Source organism: Paenibacillus selenitireducens, assembly GCF_002021565.1.
In the GTDB taxonomy this organism is placed as follows: domain Bacteria; phylum Bacillota; class Bacilli; order Paenibacillales; family Paenibacillaceae; genus Paenibacillus_K; species Paenibacillus_K selenitireducens.
In genome coordinates this window covers 325306-344076 of record NZ_MSZX01000001.1, presented here as the reverse complement: position 1 = coordinate 344076, position 18771 = coordinate 325306, and the positions used below count along the sequence as shown (strand labels likewise).

At 46.8% G+C, this 18771-nt stretch carries 15 protein-coding genes; 9 read left to right on the top strand and 6 right to left on the bottom strand.

What is annotated here, in order from left to right:
• The first annotated feature begins 140 nt into the window (after window positions 1-140).
• The 3 genes from BVG16_RS01515 (at window position 141) to BVG16_RS01505 (ending at window position 4022) form a co-directional block, all read left to right on the top strand.
• The gene (locus BVG16_RS01515) at window positions 141-986 is read left to right on the top strand and encodes an alkaline phosphatase family protein (protein WP_078496772.1); all 846 of its coding nucleotides are present in this window, start codon (window positions 141-143) and stop codon (window positions 984-986) included.
• Between the two features lie 46 nt (window positions 987-1032).
• Window positions 1033-1986, top strand: coding sequence for a metallophosphoesterase family protein (locus BVG16_RS01510; protein ID WP_078496771.1), 954 nt, complete (start codon window positions 1033-1035; stop codon window positions 1984-1986).
• Window positions 1987-2186: 200 nt separating this feature from the next.
• The gene (locus BVG16_RS01505) at window positions 2187-4022 is read left to right on the top strand and encodes an adenine deaminase (RefSeq protein ID WP_078496770.1); all 1836 of its coding nucleotides are present in this window, start codon (window positions 2187-2189) and stop codon (window positions 4020-4022) included.
• Between the two features lie 131 nt (window positions 4023-4153).
• Here BVG16_RS01505 and BVG16_RS01500 read toward each other — a convergent pair whose 3' ends face one another.
• Window positions 4154-4603 carry a hypothetical protein gene (locus tag BVG16_RS01500; RefSeq protein ID WP_078496769.1) on the bottom strand — a complete coding sequence of 150 codons (450 nt, stop codon included), beginning with the start codon at window positions 4601-4603 and terminating at the stop codon, window positions 4154-4156.
• Between the two features lie 328 nt (window positions 4604-4931).
• Between BVG16_RS01500 and nhaC the strand changes: the two genes are divergently transcribed.
• Window positions 4932-6308 carry a Na+/H+ antiporter NhaC gene (nhaC, locus tag BVG16_RS01495; RefSeq protein WP_078496768.1) on the top strand — a complete coding sequence of 459 codons (1377 nt, stop codon included), beginning with the start codon at window positions 4932-4934 and terminating at the stop codon, window positions 6306-6308.
• A 106-nt stretch (window positions 6309-6414) separates the two neighbouring features.
• Here the strand turns inward: nhaC and BVG16_RS01490 are convergent, their stop codons facing one another.
• Window positions 6415-7170, bottom strand: coding sequence for a DeoR/GlpR family DNA-binding transcription regulator (locus tag BVG16_RS01490; protein ID WP_078496767.1), 756 nt, complete (start codon window positions 7168-7170; stop codon window positions 6415-6417).
• Between the two features lie 172 nt (window positions 7171-7342).
• Here BVG16_RS01490 and BVG16_RS01485 point away from each other — a divergent pair, with 172 nt between their 5' ends.
• From BVG16_RS01485 to BVG16_RS01470, 5 genes are all read left to right on the top strand, one after another.
• Complete coding sequence (locus tag BVG16_RS01485) at window positions 7343-8029, top strand: class II aldolase/adducin family protein (RefSeq protein ID WP_233146857.1); 687 nt, start codon at window positions 7343-7345, stop codon at window positions 8027-8029.
• A gap of 95 nt (window positions 8030-8124) precedes the next feature.
• On the top strand, window positions 8125-8955 hold the full coding sequence (locus BVG16_RS33050) for a rhamnulokinase (RefSeq protein WP_198957398.1): 831 nt from the start codon (window positions 8125-8127) through the stop codon (window positions 8953-8955).
• An 18-nt stretch (window positions 8956-8973) separates the two neighbouring features.
• Window positions 8974-9603: an FGGY-family carbohydrate kinase gene (locus tag BVG16_RS33045; protein WP_198957397.1), complete on the top strand. Its 630-nt coding sequence runs from the start codon at window positions 8974-8976 to the stop codon at window positions 9601-9603.
• A gap of 6 nt (window positions 9604-9609) precedes the next feature.
• The gene (locus tag BVG16_RS01475) at window positions 9610-11370 is read left to right on the top strand and encodes an L-fucose isomerase (protein WP_078496765.1); all 1761 of its coding nucleotides are present in this window, start codon (window positions 9610-9612) and stop codon (window positions 11368-11370) included.
• 118 nt (window positions 11371-11488) lie between these two features.
• The gene (locus BVG16_RS01470; RefSeq protein WP_078496764.1) at window positions 11489-12490 is read left to right on the top strand and encodes a LacI family DNA-binding transcriptional regulator; all 1002 of its coding nucleotides are present in this window, start codon (window positions 11489-11491) and stop codon (window positions 12488-12490) included.
• Between the two features lie 118 nt (window positions 12491-12608).
• Here the strand turns inward: BVG16_RS01470 and BVG16_RS01465 are convergent, their stop codons facing one another.
• The 4 genes from BVG16_RS01465 to BVG16_RS01450 form a co-directional block, all read right to left on the bottom strand.
• Entirely contained in the window at window positions 12609-13193 is a 585-nt protein-coding gene (locus BVG16_RS01465) for a 50S ribosomal protein L25 (RefSeq protein WP_078496763.1), read from the bottom strand.
• A gap of 248 nt (window positions 13194-13441) precedes the next feature.
• The gene (locus BVG16_RS01460; protein WP_078496762.1) at window positions 13442-15121 is read right to left on the bottom strand and encodes a type 2 periplasmic-binding domain-containing protein; all 1680 of its coding nucleotides are present in this window, start codon (window positions 15119-15121) and stop codon (window positions 13442-13444) included.
• Window positions 15122-15206: 85 nt separating this feature from the next.
• The gene (locus BVG16_RS01455) at window positions 15207-16835 is read right to left on the bottom strand and encodes a response regulator transcription factor (protein WP_078496761.1); all 1629 of its coding nucleotides are present in this window, start codon (window positions 16833-16835) and stop codon (window positions 15207-15209) included.
• 1 nt (window position 16836) lies between these two features.
• The gene (locus tag BVG16_RS01450) at window positions 16837-18651 is read right to left on the bottom strand and encodes a sensor histidine kinase (RefSeq protein ID WP_233146856.1); all 1815 of its coding nucleotides are present in this window, start codon (window positions 18649-18651) and stop codon (window positions 16837-16839) included.
• Window positions 18652-18771 lie beyond the last annotated feature (120 nt).

Genomic DNA, 18771 nt, shown 5'->3' with positions numbered 1-18771 from the left:
GACTTCGTACTAACACGATGGTGACTCATTCTGCCATCTGCCGCCCCACATATTGACAGTCCATATCGTACTCATTATGCTATTAGCGAAATATCATCATTATAGGAAACTCATCATTCATCCTACATAGGAGGGTTCATATGATTCAGTTCAATTCCGTTCAACGCGTGTTTATCCTTGGGCTCGATGGCGCAGGCAATTTCATTCAACACACAGACACACCGGTGATCGACAGTTTTCTTCAACAGGGTGCCTTCACCTTGAATGCTCAAGCAGAATCGCCGACCATAAGCGCTGAATGCTGGGGCTCCGTGCTGCATGGCGTCCTTCCTCACAAACATCAATTAACGAATGACATGGCGAATACCGAAACATTCGCACCTGACTCTCCATACCCGTCGATCTTCCGCTTGGCTAGAGAAGCATGGCCGGCAGCAAAGTTGGCTTCATTTACCGAATGGTCCCCTATTAATAAAGGCATCGTGGAAAAAGGCTTGAACATTCATAAAGAATCACTCTCGGGTCAGCTGCTTGTCTCATCCATCTGTCAATATATTGAGAACCACCCCGATGTGAAGCTCTTATTCATGCAGTTGGATCAGCCCGATGGAGCTGGACATTCGTACGGATACGGTCCGAATTCTCCAGAATATCTGCAAGCCATCACCGCCTGTGACCGTCAGCTGGGCGAAATATTAGGGACGATTGAGCGGCTAGGCCTCCTTGAGGACAGTCTTGTCATTCTGTTAACGGATCATGGCGGTGGTGGGGCGGACAGCCATAGTCATGGCAGCGATCACCCGATGGACAAAAATGTATTCTGGGGTTGTGTGGGACCCGGCATTGACGCTGGAACCGAAATCGCGGCGATATCGATAAAAGATACGGCGGCGATCGCAGCCTATGCGTTGGGCCTTGTTGCACCGCCGTCTTGGGATGCGGAAATCCCGGAACCGCTTCTTCCAACCTCCCTAAAGAAAGGGTAATTAAACCGATGAACACTGCAACCCATGAACATGAGGTGATTTCCTGATGAGAAAACAATTACGTTTCCGAGACGATGACACGTTCAAAATCGTGCAGTTCACGGATGTGGAATGCAACAATCCAGAGAGCGAAGATGAACAGAGGATGATGGCTATGATGCAGCGCATCCTAGCAACTGAACAACCTGATCTTGTCGTTTATACGGGAGATGTCATTGCAAGCGGCGGCTGCGAAGACATCGCGGAATCATTCCGGCATGCCGTATCGGCGCCTGAACAGATGGGCATTCCCTGGGCAGCCGTATTCGGGAATCATGATGCTGAAGCACCGAATATGTCACGGGAACAGCTGCACGCGCTCCAATTAACGCATCGCTTCTGCTATGCCAAACCAGACCCTCCGAACGTGGAAGGCGTAGGCAATTTTGTACTTACGATTCAAGGAAAAGATCACGCCAACGCTGCTTCACTCTATTTCCTGGATTCCGGCAGCTACTCGCCGCTGGAATATTCCCGGGTCGGCTTCTATGATTGGATACGCAGAAGTCAAATTCAATGGTATACGGAGCAATCCTATCGCTTAACCTCCGAGAACGGCGGCGAGCCCCTGCCGTCCCTGGCCTTCTTCCATATCCCGCTTCCGGAGTATAACGATATTTGGGATTTCACAATATGTTATGGACACAAGCAGGACATCTGCTGCGCCCCTTGGATCAATACGGGATTTCTGGCCGCAATGGTTGAAATGGGCGATGTCATGGGGACTTTTGTCGGTCATGATCATGGCAACGATTACTTTGGAACGATGCACGGCATTCGTCTCTGTTATGGCCGTACGACACGCAATGCTTACTTGAAACGTCCTTTTATGACCGGCGCAAGAGTGATCCAACTCAAGGAAGGACAGCGGGAATTCGATACTTGGCTGCATCTTGAGGACGGCTCCATTGTGAAAGACCAACCTGCGCACCAGCCTGAAGGCCGACAACCGGTCGAATAGCTCAATACATCGGTGAATCTATCCTTGCGGAGAGGGAGGAGAACGGTCTCGTTCTTCTCCCTTTTTCAAATTGTGTCGATTCTAATATTCCCTCCTTCGTCAGCTTCAGAAATAGCACGACTTCACGGCTGGAACTGGTTTCTTGCCGCTCATACGTGTAATATGAAACTATACATATTACAAAAGAGGTGGAATATCGAATGACACAAGTATCTTCTCTATTTGCAAGACCACATCTGGCAGATTGTATTCCTGACCTGGTCTCTTTCGCTAGAGGCGAAAAAAAAGCAACGCTATTCATCCAAAACGGTACGTTAGTGAATGTCGTCTCTGGCGAAATTCTGTCTAACATCTCCGTTGCCGTCGTTGGAACGCGTATCGCCTATGTTGGTCCCTATGTCGAAGGCATGATTGATGAAACAACCCGAGTTATTGATGCCGAAGGAAAATACATTGCTCCTGGCTTGTTGGACGGGCATTGCCATATTGAGAGCAGCTTACTATCCGTCACCCAATTCGCCAATGCCGTGCTCCCTCTCGGGACGACAGGCGGTTTCTTCGATCCTCATGAAATTTCGAATGTACTGGGTCTGCCAGGGCTTCGCATTATGCTTGATGAAGCTCGTCAAACCCCGATGGCCGCATATATGCAAGTCGCGTCCTGCGTTCCGGCTACGAATCCAGAATTCGAAACTTCCGGGGCGGAATTTGGTCCTGAGGAAGTGGCAGAAGCCCTCAGCTGGGGACCTGATATGATCGCACTCGGCGAAGTCATGAACTTCCCGGGCGTCGTCTATGGCGATCCGAAAATGATTGGCGAGATTCAGGCAACCTTGCGTGCAGGGAAAGTCGTCGATGGTCACTATACTTGGCCTTCGAACGATGCCAGACTTTCCGCTTATGCCGCTGCCGGCGTATCCGGATGCCATGAGAGCACCAAGAAAGAAGACGTTGCAGAACGTGTCAGACTGGGGATCTATGCCAAAATGCGCCGCGGCTCCGCATGGCATGATGTTGAAGCAACGATTAAAGCGCATACCGAAATGGGGCTTGATTCGCGCCGGATGATGCTTGTCTCTGATGACCGCATCTGTGATTCATTGAGCGAAGAAGGTCATATGAACTTTATTGTAAGACACGCGATTCAACAAGGGGTTAAACCGGTTACTGCCTTCCAAATGGCGACCTTAAATACAGCAGAACGTTTTGGCGTAGCCCGAGATGTAGGGTCCGTAACGCCAGGTACCATTGCAGATATCATTCTCTTGGATGGCAATCTTGCGGACGTGAACGTTGTGATGACCATTGCTCGTGGCGAAGTGGTTGCTGAGCATGGCAAGATGACGATCCAACTCGCTCCGTTTGATTATCCGGATTACGCTGTAAACTCTGTGAAGTTAACCAGAGAATTGACTGCAGAAGACTTTATTATTAAGACGCCGAAGACATCGGGTACGATCAAGACGCGTGTTGCCGAAGTTCGCGAGAATCACGTCGAGACGTACGAAGTATTCGTCGATGTCCCTGTGCAGGACGGCAAGCTTAAGATCACGCCTGAGAGCACTTTATGCAAAATGGCGATCTTCGAACGCCACGGAAGAACCGGCGGCTCGGCGATCGGGATCGTTGGCAACGTTGGCTTCAATCAACCTGCAGCCATCGCGATGACAGTTGCGCATGATAGCCATAACGTACTCGTTATCGGTAACGATGATACGTTGATGGCCCAGGCTGCGAATGCTGTCATTGGCATGCAAGGCGGGATTGCTGTAGCTGCGCAGGATCGCGAGCTCGTGACGCTGCCACTCCGTCTTGCTGGACTTATGTCCACCGAACCTTACGAGACCGTAGTGGAGCAATCGACAGCGATTAGCCATGCACTCATCCAAGCTGGATGTACGATGAATTATGCGTTCATGACGCTTTCGCTCATCGCATTGGTCGTTATTCCTACCTTGCATATTTCCGATACAGGATTAATCCGCGTATCTGAAGCAGGTTTCGAGAAAGTTTCTTTATTCGTTGATGAAGCTTAATCGATAAATAAGATTGAACGCACAGCGGAGGCGCCTGCCTCCGCTGTTCTTATGTAATTAGGCAGCTCCCCCCCGCTGTTATTCAACTGCAACAATAGAATTATTGGTACTACGTTAGTATACCAACGTTATTATTCTACTGACGTTACATTGATAGTCTTGTTATCCATTGTTAAACCATCACTTCCCAACGCCTGAACATAAATATGGTCGTGTAGTGTCCGATTACCGAACTCCCATTTTAAAGACCAGTCGTCACTTCCATTTTTGTCATAACCAATGAGTTTTCTTTCACTCCAAGTTTCTGTTCCTGACGGGACTAACCAAAATAGGACTGTGTCTGTATTTTTAGCTCTCACATGAATAGTCATCTTACTAACGCCTTTTGGAACAATCCACCATCCCGATTCCTTCGTTAAATCCGTATATACCTCCAGAATTTGGGCATGTGTATCAATTTGATCAGATTGGTTTGTTGAAACCGTTAGTCCCTTCTGCGCCTGATGAGTTTCGACATTAGTACATGCTGAGAAAATTAGCATAAACAATAGCAAGTATATACCAAATATTTTATTTCGCATAAATGCCCCCAACAATATTTGTTATCACCTTAAACGGTTTGGACAAACTTAAAGTTGCATTTCAAACCTCCCCCTCCCGTTACTCAACCATCCAAAAAAATCAAATGATAAAAAAACTAGCAGAGAGTGAATCTCCTGCTAGTTCCATTGATATGCGCAGACTAAGACTTCTTCACACTTACATCGTTAAATGCTGGAAAATCCTGCTTTGTCTGTTCATAACATTGACTCTATTTATACTTAAAGTTAATATTACCTCTATACTTCAATGCATAAAAGAATAAACGCATCAAAGTAAAAAAGAATTGAATTAAGGAGCACCATCACCATGAACAGACAGCTTAATTTCTCAAAAAGCATGATACTGATCGCCTTTATCCTAGCAACTCTATTTATTTCCATCTTTCTCTTAAAAGCAGAACCGCATATTCCGCTTCTCGTTACAACCATTGGCGTAGCTACCTTATTACGCTTATTTGGATTTTCTTGGGCGAAGCTAGAATCCGCCATAATCCAAGGCATTCAAACAGCCATTATGCCGATTCTTATCCTTTCGCTCATCGGTATTCTGATAGCCGTATGGATGATGAGCGGCACGGTCCCAACCATTTTGTATTATGGAATGGATTACATTAAACCGCATTATTTTGCTGTCAGCGCGTTATATATCACGATCATCGTCTCCATGTTCACAGGAAGTTCGTTCACGACTGTCAGCACGGTCGGCGTCGCCTTTATGGGAGTCGCTGTCATGACGGGGGTTTCGCCAACTTTGGCTGCTGGAGCAATCATCTCCGGTGCTTGTTTTGGCGATAAAATGTCTCCATTATCCGATACGACGAATTTTGCTCCTGCGGTGACAGGCGTTTCCATATTCACGCATATTCGCAACATGTTATATACAACGGTTCCCGCGCTTGCCGTGACAACGGTATTTTTCCTGCTTGCGCCAAAGCCCGATATCGTCGATCTGTCATCGATAGAGCAAATCAAGCTTGCATTGCATGACGGATTCCATATTCACTGGCTTACATTGATATCGCCGCTCGCTGTAATTGCTTGCTCTATTAAGCGGCTTCCGATTCTCCCAACGCTCATCGTTGGCATTGTCACGGGCCTTGTAGTCACAGCTGTGATTCAACAGCAGACGGCGGTCGATGTCTGGTTCAGTGTCATGCAGAGTGGTTACAAAAGCTCGATCGCGAACGAAACGGTCGCTTCCATCGTCAACCGCGGAGGCTTGCAATCCATGATGTGGTCCGTATCTCTGATCCTCATCGCTTTATCATTAGGAGGATTGCTGCAGCATTGCGGGGTCATCGAAGCCTTCTTCCGCAAAGTCATTCAACCCCTAAAACGTAAAAGCAGCATTGTACTCATGACAGGAGCATCATCTATCGCTGTGAATGGCATGACCGGCGAGCAATATCTCTCGATCCTTTTGCCTGGTCAAATGTTCAAAGATGAGTATACACGCCGAGGGATACCGGCAAAGACACTGTCCCGTACGCTAGAGGACTGCGGCACGCTCGTCAACCCCCTGATTCCATGGGGCGTCAGCGGCGCATTTTTCGCAGTTACATTGGGGGTACCTGTTATCGAATATGTACCTTATGCAACCTTCCTGTGGTTATGCCCCCTATTCACGTTTGCTTATGCCCTGATACCAAAATTACAGCGGAATTCGCTGGGTATAGATCGGTGATTTCAGAAAATAGCTGTATCCAATGGCCTTGTCTCCTAAATTTTTAGGGTGCAAGGCTATTTTCCCTCAATGAGCATGATGGACATGTTCGCCCAATTAGAGTTGCTCATTTATTCACAATGATTCCCGTTCCGATAAGATCTTCGATGGATGATTGATCTTGAGGCTGATCCATCAATATCACATCCATATCTTGAATATCACATACTTTACAGAAAAAATCGTGGTTCACTTTTGTACTGTCGCAGAGAAGAATCCGTTTTTTTGCATTTTTCCACATTTGTTTTTTGATCGCTGCGTTGTCCTCGTCCGCTTCCGTACAACCTCCCTCTATCGAAAGTCCGCAGCAAGAAAAGAAGAACATATCTGCTCGAAAATTGTAAATGCTATCCATCGCAATTTGTCCAACGAATGATGAATTGTTACGGATCAGACCGCCGCTTGAGAATACTTTTGCCGTTGTATATTCATTTAATGAATTCATCGTTGCAATGCCATTGGTTACGATACTCAAGTCCCGGAAACCTTCCAGTTTATCGGCAAGAAACGTAACGGTTGAACTCGAATCCATGAAGATCGTCGCCGAATCATGGACATATCGTAACGCAAGCTGTGCAATGTACTCCTTCTTCGCTCTGTTCTCGTTGGATCGCACGAGCAATGGCGCATCTTGATTGGTTCCTTCAATCAGCGCTGCTCCTCCTCTTACCCGCGTAATGAGTCCCTTCTCATGCATTTCCGATAGATCCCGTCGTATCGTCGCTCCGCTAGCAAACAGTTTCTTGCACAAGAAGTCAACATGGACACATTTATGTTCTTTTAAAATATCCAGAATCTGTTGTTGCCGTTCAAAGGATAACATCCTATCCCTCCGGTTGATCAAATATGATTAATACTGACTAATTCATTATTGTTTCTTGTTCATTATATCAACATTCCCGCCAGTTGTAGACAGTATAGTTATGCAGAGCTATGATTCACTCAAGGAAAGCAATAAATCAATCAAATTTAATCAATAATAAAAGGAGCCAAACATGATGAATGAACAACAGATAAAAGAACAGATCTGTGATGTATGTCAGAAAATGTGGCAATTGGGTTGGGTCGCAGCCAATGACGGGAACGTTTCCGTGAAGCTAGACGACGATACGTTCTTCGCTACCCCTACGGGAATAAGCAAGAGCTTTATTACGCCGGAGAAGATTGTGAAAATAAATGCAAAGGGTGAAGTGATCGAAGGTCTTCCCCCTTACCGCCCATCCTCTGAAATCAAAATGCATCTGCGTTGTTATGAGGAACGGGAAGATGTCAACGCCGTTGTACATGCGCATCCCCCTGTAGCCACCGGATTTGCGGTCGCCCATGTGCATATGGACGAATACACGATGGTAGAGTCTATCATTGCACTCGGTTCCGTTCCCGTAACTTCTTATGGCACACCATCGACCTATGAAGTTCCGGATGCCATCACGCCTTATTTGAAAGAACATGATGCCTTATTGCTCGCGAATCACGGTGCTCTTACCATCGGCTCCGATCTTCTTACGGCCTACTATCGCATGGAAACTCTAGAACTCACGGCTAAGATCAATCTCAACGCGCATCTGTTAGGCGGCGCCAAAGAGCTGCCTAGAGAAAATATTGATCGCCTGATTTCCATGCGCGAGAACTATAAAGTAACGGGCAGACACCCTGGATATAAAAAATACAACAACGCGTAACTCCTTTGCAGCATGCACCATCGTGAGCACCATGTTATTTATCACACCGATAGGATAGCACACGCTGATATATTAAGGACAAGGCAGGTGACGTGATGAAACGAACAAACCGTGTGTTAGCTTTTGATTTTGGAGCATCAAGCGGACGAGCCATCCTTGGCACCTTTGACGGTGAACGGATAACGCTTGAAGAAGTTCATCGTTTTTCCAACGATCCCGTTCGTATCAACGGTACCCTTTATTGGGATGTGCTAAGACTTTTTCATGAAATCAAGCAAGGCATGCTGCTCGCTCACCATCAAGGCGGGTTTGATAGCATAGGCATCGATACATGGGGCGTCGACTTCGGGTTGATTGATGAACACGGCTGCTTATTGGAGAACCCGATCCATTATCGGGATCAACGGACGAACGGACTTCTGCAGCGCTGCTCGGACTGGATCTCAAATGATCAATTTTATGCGATTACAGGCAACCAGTTCATGGAGATTAATACAGCTTATCAGCTTCGATCTCTTGTCGAACAAAGACCGCATCTACTGGAACGTGCTCACAAGCTGCTGCTCATGCCCGACTTATTCAATTATTTGCTTACAGGGGAGATGCAAACGGAGTATACCATCGCATCGACGACACAACTCATGGATGCTCATGAGCGGATCTGGTCGCAGCCTGTAATCGAAGCTTTAGAGATTCCGGATCGGCTCTTTACGGACATCGTGCAGCCGAATACGATCATAGGGACCCTATCAGATTCCATAGCTTCCGAACTGGGTATCCCTCCGGTACCTGTCATATCCGTCGCATCCCATGATACGCAGAGCGCAGTCATGGCTGTACCGACGAAAGACAAAGATTTTGTGTTCATCAGCTGCGGCACATGGTCCTTAATCGGTACCGAACTCGAACAACCGCTCATGAACTAAAAATCAGCACGATATAACATGACAAATGAAGGCGGTTACATGGGTACGGCCACCTTTATGAAAAATATTGTCGGGCTGTGGATCATCCAAGAAAGCCGCAGGCAATGGCAGCGTGAAGGCATGCAGTACAGCTTCTCAGAACTTGAAGCCTTGGCACGGGAAGCTGCACCGTTCCAATGTTTCATTGATCCCGATGCACCCGAATTTACGCCGCAAGGCAATCTGCCGCAGCGTATTCAAGAATACTGCCGGCGAACGCATCAACCTGTCCCTCAGACTGTCGGTGAAATCGTACGGTGTATTAACGAAAGTCTTGCGTTGAAATACCGGTATGCCTTTGAACAAATTCAAGACTGCACCGAGCAAATATACGATACCATTCATATGGTCGGCGGCGGAATTCAGAGCCAGTTGTTATGTCAAATGACCGCAAATTCCTGCCATTGCAACGTGATTGCGGGTCCGATCGAAGCGACCATCTTAGGAAACATCGCATCACAGCTCATTGCAGCCAAGGGGATCCAAGATATCCGGCACGCAAGGGATGTCATCGCCAAATCTCAGGAACCGATCCATTATGCACCTCAAGAAACAGACAGTTGGAATGCAGCCTTTCAAGTCTTTAAACAATATATTGACGAGGAGTGACGTAGAATGAATTATCCAAAGCTAGGTATTCGCCCCACCATTGACGGACGCTGGGGAGGTATCCGCGAAGGCTTAGAAGAACAGACGATGGGGATGGCACGTGCAGCCAAAGCACTTATCGAATCCCACCTAACCTACCCGGACGGATCTCCCGTAAAGTGTGTTATTGCCCCTTCAACCATTGGCGGCGGCGCAGAGTCGGCGAAGTGTGCAGACTTCTTCGCTACTCAGAATGTAACCGGTACACTTACGGTGACGCCTTGCTGGTGTTACGGTAGCGAGACGATGGACCTTGATCCGCTAACCACCAAAGCAGTCTGGGGTTTTAATGGAACCGAGCGCCCCGGTGCCGTATATCTTGCCGCCGTCATGTCTGGTCATGCACAACGGGGTCTCCCCGCGTTCTCCATCTATGGGCACGATGTACAGGATCTGACGGATACGGAAATTCCCGCAGACGTTCAAGCGAAAATCCTTCGTTTTGCCAAATGTGCGATTGCTGTAGGACTCATGCGCAACAAAGCTTATGTTGGCATCGGTTCTGTGTCCATGGGGATTGCAGGCTCCAATATCGATGCGGATTTCTTGCAAAAATATTTGGGTATCCGAGCGGAATGGGTCGATATGACCGAGGTTCTGCGTCGCATCCACTTGAACATCTTCGATCGCGAGGAATATGAAAAAGCACATGCTTGGACGAAGCAGCATTGCATAGAAGGCATTGATGTCAACGAAAAACCACATACAGATGAACAAAAAGCGGAGCAATGGGCCTTTGTCGTCAAAATGACCCTTGTCATTCGCGATATTCTCATGGGCAATGACAAGCTGAACGATATTGGCTGGCATGAAGAAGCCTTAGGAAGAAATGCTATTGCAGGCGGCTTCCAAGGACAACGGATGTGGACGGATTGGCTTCCGAACGGCGACTTCTCCGAAGCCATTCTCAATTCCAGCTTCGACTGGAATGGCAAGCGCGAGCCTGTCGTTCTGGCCACTGAAAATGATGGATTAAACGGCATCACCATGCTTTTCCTCAAACTATTGACCGGATCCACCAGCGTGTTTGCCGATGTTCGTACGTATTGGAGCCCTGAATCCGTTGAACGCATTACCGGTATGAAACCGACAGGTATCGCAGAACATGGGTTTATTCATCTGATCAACTCCGGCGCTGCAGCTCTGGATGGTACAGGTCTTTCCAAAGATCACAACGGCAACCCCTTGATTAAGAAATGGTGGGATGTGACGGATGAGGATATTGCAGCTATGACCGAAGCTACAGACTGGTGTCATGCGAACTTAGGATATTTCCGAGGCGGCGGCTTCTCCTCCCACTTCAGAACGCAGGCCGAAATGCCGGTTACCTTGGCAAGATTGAACCTTATTCACGGCATCGGTCCTGTCTTGCAAATCGCAGAAGGCCATACGGTCACCTTACCGGATGATGTACACAAGGCGTTGGATGATCGGACGGATAAAACATGGCCAACAACTTGGTTTGTTCCTCGTCTTACAGGTGAGGATTCCTTCAAAGATGTATATTCGATCATGGCAAGATGGGGTGCGAACCACGGGGCTTTCGCCTATGGACATATTGGGAAAGAGCTCATTACGCTTGCAAGTATGCTGCGTATTCCGGTATCACTTCACAATGTAGGGGACGAAGATCTTTATCGTCCTCATGCGTGGGGAGCTTTCGGAACCAAAGATCTGGAAGGCGCCGATTATAAAGCTTGTGAAACATATGGACCGCTGTACAAATAACACGTTCTTTCGATGCAGATAGACAAAGGAGAGGTTCCTAGGGTGGAATCTCTCCTTTTACTTCTATCTCATGCCAATATAGCAATTGATGGAAACCCCAACAGAAAGAGGTTCTTGTATGGTTACGATTCATGACATTGCTAAGAAAGCCAACTGCTCCGCCATGACAGTCTCTCGCGTGATCAATAATACGGGACGGATAAGCGATGCAACGCGAAAGCGTGTCAAAGCCATTATGGAGGAAATGCATTATGTCCCGAATGCCCATGCCCGGTGTCTGACGCTGCAAGAAACGAAAATGTTGTCCATCTTCGTCCCTGATATAACAACTCCCTTCGGAGCGCTGCTCGCTCGAGGCGCAGAAGATACCGCATCCCGACTGGGGTACCGAGTCATGATCTCCAATACGGACGAATCCGATGAGAAGGAGCGAAGCGCAATCCGAAGCATCTTATCCGCGCGGGTGGACGGTGTTATTATGGTACCCGCAGGAGACTCGTCGATTCGGCATCTTGAATTGCTGAAGATTCACAACATTCCCGTCGTGGTTGTAGACCATGACGTGCCCGGGATGGACGCTGACGCTGTGCTTGGAGACCCCGCTGAAGGATCACGTCTGCTGATAAATTATCTTATTCAACAAGGTCATCAACATATCGCATTGCTTAACAGTACAGTAGATCGTTCGACCTCACGTTTGTTAGAACGGGGATACACTGAGACACTTCTGCTGCATGGAATAGAACAGCTCGCCCCAATCCGTATGGATATGAAAGACCTCGACAGGGCATGTGAGCAGACGGTTGAACATTTACTTCAGCTCGATCCACGTCCGACCGCTATCCTTGCAGCTAATTATCGCATTGCAGCTACTGCGATTCGAGCCTTGCGTAAGAGAGGATTCGACGTACCGACAGACCTATCCGTCGTATGCTTCAACGACTTGGAGCCGACGTATCTCCTCGATCCGTTCATGACTGTGGCGGCACAACAAGCCTATGAATTCGGAACATTAAGTGTGCAGATGCTCCATGACCGCTTGCAAGCCAATGCACAGCAATCGCGGACCATTGTGCTGCCCCCTAAGCTCGTGGTGCGCCAATCGTGCGCAGTACGATAAATTCCTTATCAAACTAAAAAGCGACCCTCTCCCATCTGAAATAGGATAGAGTCGCTTGTGTAATATTTTCAGGTTCTATCATCTATCTATATAATCAATCGTCACTTATTCAAAAGAATTAAACCAATGCTTCTGCATTCTCATCCAGTTGTTCCAATCTAGGAGCTACAATCGACACGAGCAGCTCTTCGGACGATGAAATGACATGGATCTCCTTAGGCAAATTCAAGTGTTCCACCAAGAGCGTATCCCCAATGCCTAAATGGCTGACATCCGCTGTGATGAACGCAGGCAAGTGTCCAGGCAGCCCCTCAACTTCGATTTGAGATCCTTGGATTTGCATAACGCCACCCACCTTTACGCCTGCCGCCTTGCCGCTGAACTCTACCGAAATTTTTGTCCGTACGAGCTCATCCATTTTTACATGTTGAAAATCGGCATGCAGTACATTCTGCGTCACGGGATCTCGCTGAACATCTTCGAGAAGAACCGGAATCTTCCCTTGATCAGGCATATCCAACTCTAAGACACCGGAATCACCTTGTTTAAGCCATTGTTGAAGCTCACGATTCGAGATATGAATCATTCTAGCATCGATATGCTTCCCATATACAATGCATGGAATTCGGCCTTCTGCTCGTAATTGACGAAGACCAGAACGGTTTACTTGTGACCTATTTTTAGCTTGAATTGACATATTCATTGAACAAATCTCCCATCGTTTGATTTCATATACGATACGCTAATAACGTGCCAGCATACTCCCTCGATAGAGGGTCAAAACGGGAAACATAGCATCACCACCTTATCGTATGACATGTCCATTAAATGTAAAATGCCACATATATACACGAAGGCACTTCGCTCAATCCGAGCGAAATGCCTTCTGGTTACTACTATAGCACACATCGAAATCTATTGCACATTTCTATCTTTTCATCTCGATCAATCTTATTGGGCTGTTACAGACTTGAACCAGTCATTAACTTCTTTCGTGATCTGGTCGCCGCCGTTCGCTTTCCAGCTTGTAACGAATTGGTCATACGCATCAACCGGCAATTTGCCGTAAATGATTTTATTGAACGTTTCCAATTCGGACTGGTGCAGAAGAGTCCATTTCGTGATCATCGTCGGCGTTGCCGCTCCGGTGAAGTAGTTTTGCTTACGGATGTCCAATTGAGACATTACAATTTTCGCTGCATACCAGTTCTCTGGCTTGCGGAATGTTGCCATTTGTTTTTCGTAAGGTGTTTCCGGTTTATTGCCGTCAGCAAGCTTCACTAACGTTTTCATATAAAGCTCAGGGATTCGAGCCCGCCCGCTCAAATAAGGAAAATTATCAAAGAAATCCTTGATCTTTTCTTTATCATTCGTAGGTTGACCGTCGATCACATCCCAATCATATCCTTTGGCGAAGCCATATTCATATGGACTGCCAGCAGTTGGGTTCGCCACGTTGTCTAACAGGTAGTTATAGTACACGAAAATCGCTTCCGGATGTTTCGCATCTTTATTAATCATAATACTGCTATTCACGCCGGAATTCTGCCATTTCGTTCCCATCTTGCCGTCAGGACCAGCAGGTACAGGATAAGCTTTGTATTTCGCACCTTTGACGTTCTTCAACAAATCCGGAGCTGGCCAGTCTGGAACCCAGTTCGCCCCTGGCAGAACGCCTGCTTCCCCTCTCGTCCAAATCTCAGCCGATTTACCTTCATCCCATAAGGCAGCATCCGCATGAATATAACCTTTGTCCATCCACTCATTCAATTTCGCGAGTGCTTGCTTTGCACCTGGATTAACGGAGCCGTATTCCAGGTTGCCATTTGCATCTTTATTCCATTGTTCCTCAATGGTACCGTATGCTCCAAATAACCAATCCAATGAGCCCATCCATGTATTTGTATTACTCTTTAACGAAATCGCTAGTGGATAGACTTTATTCGGCGCTAATCCGTCCGGATTCTGATTCTTGAACTTATCCATAATGTTCTCAAGGTCAGCAATCGTCTTAGGCGCTTGCAAATTCAGCTTCTCCATCCAATCTTCCCGAAGCCAGAGAAGCGTATCATCATTGTCCGTATATTCAAGAATCGGTAAATTGTATTTCTTGCCGTCACGCGTGAATGGATACCATAATTCCGGATGTTGTGTCGTATGATCTTTCCAAGTCTTGTTCGCGTACTTCTCGAACAACTCATCAATCGGAATAAATTGTCCTGAATCAATAAGTTGATTCGTCAAGACAGGGTCAGTTGGCACGTATACGAAGTCAGGAAGTTTCTCGCCTGAAGAGATGGCAAGTTGAAGCTTCTGACGGTATTGGCTTTCACCTGCAGGATACCACGTATCTTTATGCTTGATCCCGAACGTCTCGAGCATCCAACGGTCGTGGACATTGTTCTCCTTCGTGTCCCCTTTCTTATACTCTCTCGGCATAAGTACCGAGCTGATTTCAATCGGCGGGTCATATTTTCCTTTTTCGAATGCGGTATCTGCTGCTGACTTACCTTCCGTATTCTTTTGCGGCTCTGCTGTATTCGTAGTTTCATTCGTCTTGCTGCTGCAAGCCGAAATCACCAGAAGAGCGGAGACGAGAACCAGTAGCAATGATTTTCTGAATTTACCCATTTGCTTTCCCCCTACTGTGTATGTTCCTTACATGTGTAACTTTACCAATGGATGAGGGAAGACATCTATAGGACAATTTTAGTTTTCATAGGACTCTATTATGCGAATCACTGCGATCTCGATATTCTTGCGGTGTGACTCCGAATTGGCGTTTGAACACTTTAATAAAATAGGCTGGGTCCAAATATCCGATCTCCATGCTGATTTCATACACCTTTTTGTCGGTTGTCATGAGTTTGTGGCTCGCCCGTTCCATTCGTAGACGGAATACATAATCACTGATGCCTTCACCGGTTTCGATTTTATAAATTTTGGACAAGTGCGTAGGATGCAGATTCACGTGATCTGCAAGCGCACGCAAGGACACATCGTTATGCAGATTTTTTTCCACATAATCTTGAAGCTTGGTCACATACGAGGAACGTATGTCTTTAATGTCATTGGATGTGTCTTCCTTGAGCTTTTCTAAGACCCCCAAAGACCATTTCCGCAGCTTACTAATTGAGGTAAAGGCCTCTCCGCTCTGCAGCATGTCCATGTCATCACCAAGAATTTTCTCCAAGGTGTTCCCATTCCGGTGCGCAAGATAGGTAAATGACGAAGTAATCGAAAACCCTGCCTCCATACAATGCTCCCACGAATCAGACCATCGATCATCTAGTTCAGCGCATACCGAAATTAACTTCTCCTCTGCTGCTTCCCATCGCCCTGCCTCCAACAGATTCATCAGTGATGGCGGCATATAAAGTGCATCTAATGGCCCGTTAGAAACCCGTTGCTCCAGATCGTCGACCCGCATGACAAAATCCCGCTCATCCCCCACAATTTGCCGAAAGTACGCTGAAGCCTGCCGGTACTTATCCGCTAGCTTCTCCGGAAACGCAAACCATTCCGTCATCACAATGGAGAGGGAGCCCTTCAAAAATTGTTTGACCTTATACTGCAGTTTTAAAGCTAGCTTTTCAAGGATCGTATCTTTCCCTTTTGCCGGCGCGACGCCCTTGTATTGCATCAGCAATACAAGATAGCCGTGCTCCTCCTTCACGCCCCAGACCTCCATATATTCACCGAAAATCTCCTCCGCCATATTCAAAATGGCGTACTCAAGCAGCTGTTGACCATTATTCTTAAACTGCCCAAATTCCTCTTCAAGCCGAATCAGCATCATCGCACCGTCTCCTTCATGAAACGGCAAACTGTAATTCTCTAGTCGCCGGTTCCATTCGTCTGCCGACAATCGCTGTCCTCGTAATGCGTCAAGCAGCAGCTGTCCGCGCAAAAGCGGAAGGTTCTCCCGTAAGGTTTGCTGTGTGCGATCCATCGAGCTGATCTGCTCCCATTCCTGATTCAGTTGTTCGATCGCAGCCTTCACAGCACCGAATAACTCATCGTCAGTTGGCGGTTTGAGCAGATAATCAACGGCTTGATGCTGAACTGCCTTTTTCGTAAATTCAAAATCAGAATGACCCGATAAAAAGATACATTTAATTTTTTTGTCATAAACTCGTATGCGCTCGATCAGCTCAATTCCAGTCATTTCAGGCATAATAATATCTGAGATCACGATATCGATCGGTTGGGTCTCTATGATTTGAAGGGCCTCATGAGCTGAGTATGCTCGATGCACTTGCTCAATACCGAGTGTATCCCAAGGCTTGTGCATGGATAAATTGTCGACCCAATGGGCTTCGTCATCAACGATGATCATTTGCATGTTATGTCTCTCCTTGCGTCTTGAAATCTTGTGCGCCTTGCTCTCCCCGCGGTATCTGCCATAATATTTCGGTCCTAAATCCGCCTAGCGGGGATTTCTTGAAGCATATATAGGAGTTCTCGCCGAACTGGTGAATGACACGCTGGTTGGTATTCCACAGACCGCAGCCCATTTCTTCCTGCAGCGGATCCTTCATTTTCCGGTTCAATGCTTCTTGCCCTTCCGGACTCAAGCCAGGACCATCGTCATCTACGAATATCTGACAATAGTCATTATACATCTTTCCGCTGATTCGTATTTCCCCCGATGTATAGGACTTCCCAACCCCGTGAATGACGGCATTCTCTACAATAGGCTGCAATAACAATCGAGGGACTTGATGATTCATCATGTCTTCGGGAATATCAATATGGTAATCGATTCTGCCGTTACGCAGCTTCTGAATATCAAGATAATTAATAAGCAGTTGAAGTTCTTCCCGAAGCGTTGCGATTTCCCGCTCCATCCTCGTTGTATAACGATAATAGGCGCTGAGATTATAAGCCATCGATACAACGGCTTCCTGCTCTTTCATCTGGGCCATGTTAATGATATATCCGAGACAATTATAAAGAAAGTGCGGATTAATCTGCGCCTGCAGCTGTTTCAATGTAGCTTCGCGTGCTCGCAGCTTCTCATTGTAAACGTTTTCGATTAAATCCTGAATTTGGATGGACATGTCATTAAATCGACGGAATAGGAACGAAAACTCGTTGTTCTCGTTAGAGTTAATCCGTGCTGAGAAATCGCCTCGCTTCACACGCTGCAATCCTTGAATCAACTTCTTGATTGGACGCTGAACGTTCCGATAGAGCAATATGGAGGCTGATAACCCGACGACAAACAGCAAGACCATCGTGAAGTAGAACAAATTACGGCTATATGATATCGGTCCAAGTACCTGCCCCAACGGTACAACATCAACCAAATGCCAATCCAGAAGCGGTGACTTGATGGAACTCACTAAATACTCTTTACCCGCCAATCGAACAACCTGTTCTGTTGAATCATCCAGTATCTCCTTGTCCAAATAATGAATTATTTCGTTCGTTAACTTGGTTGACGCGCTGCGATTGAGAATAGGCGCCTCACCCTTATGGTAAAAGAACGGCTCTCCTTGCCCCCCGCCTTTATACGTATCCAGCATATTCTGAATGTTCTCCTGACTGAAGCTGGCTTCAATCACCAGGTTGCTCCCGCGCAGCTTCCCTTGTTGACCGAAAGAGTCCGTGTAGACCCAGTAGAAAGCTTTCTTCACATCGGAATTCGTCGATTGCCCATAGCGGTATTCCCATTGTGCGCTCACATTTTTCGTCAAATACGCCTCATTGTATGCATTCAAGTTATTGAAATTCGAGATCTGTTCTTTGTTCTGCTGCGAGAACACGGTATACCTAACTGGCCATATGTTATTGACTCCGGACTGCAGCACCATCTTCTCCTGCACATTGTATCGGGTCTGCATTCGGTCATAGCGATCTTCCCAAATGTGCAATCCGTTAAATTTCTGGACATTCGGGTCTTTTGAGAACGTGAACGTAAAATCCATCATCTGATTTATCCGCGAATCAATCTGGCTGGATAAAAAAGCGAGCTGCCTCGTATTCGACTTCTGGAGCTCTTTGCTAACCGCATTGAATGCCACGTCATTCGAATAGGAATACATCAAGATGATCGGAATGAACAGAATGATAATCAATCCATTCATCTTCGTGAACAGGCTCGACTTGGATTTCACCCTCCTTCTGATGAACTCGATTCCTCTACTTATCTCCATCTTTTATTCCCCCAACGGATGTTTCCTAACAAAACCCTATCCATCCTAACAATGTCATATAGTCCCGCAGTAGTCCTGCTTGCTACTATATATAGCAGAGATAATTATATTCCACAATTC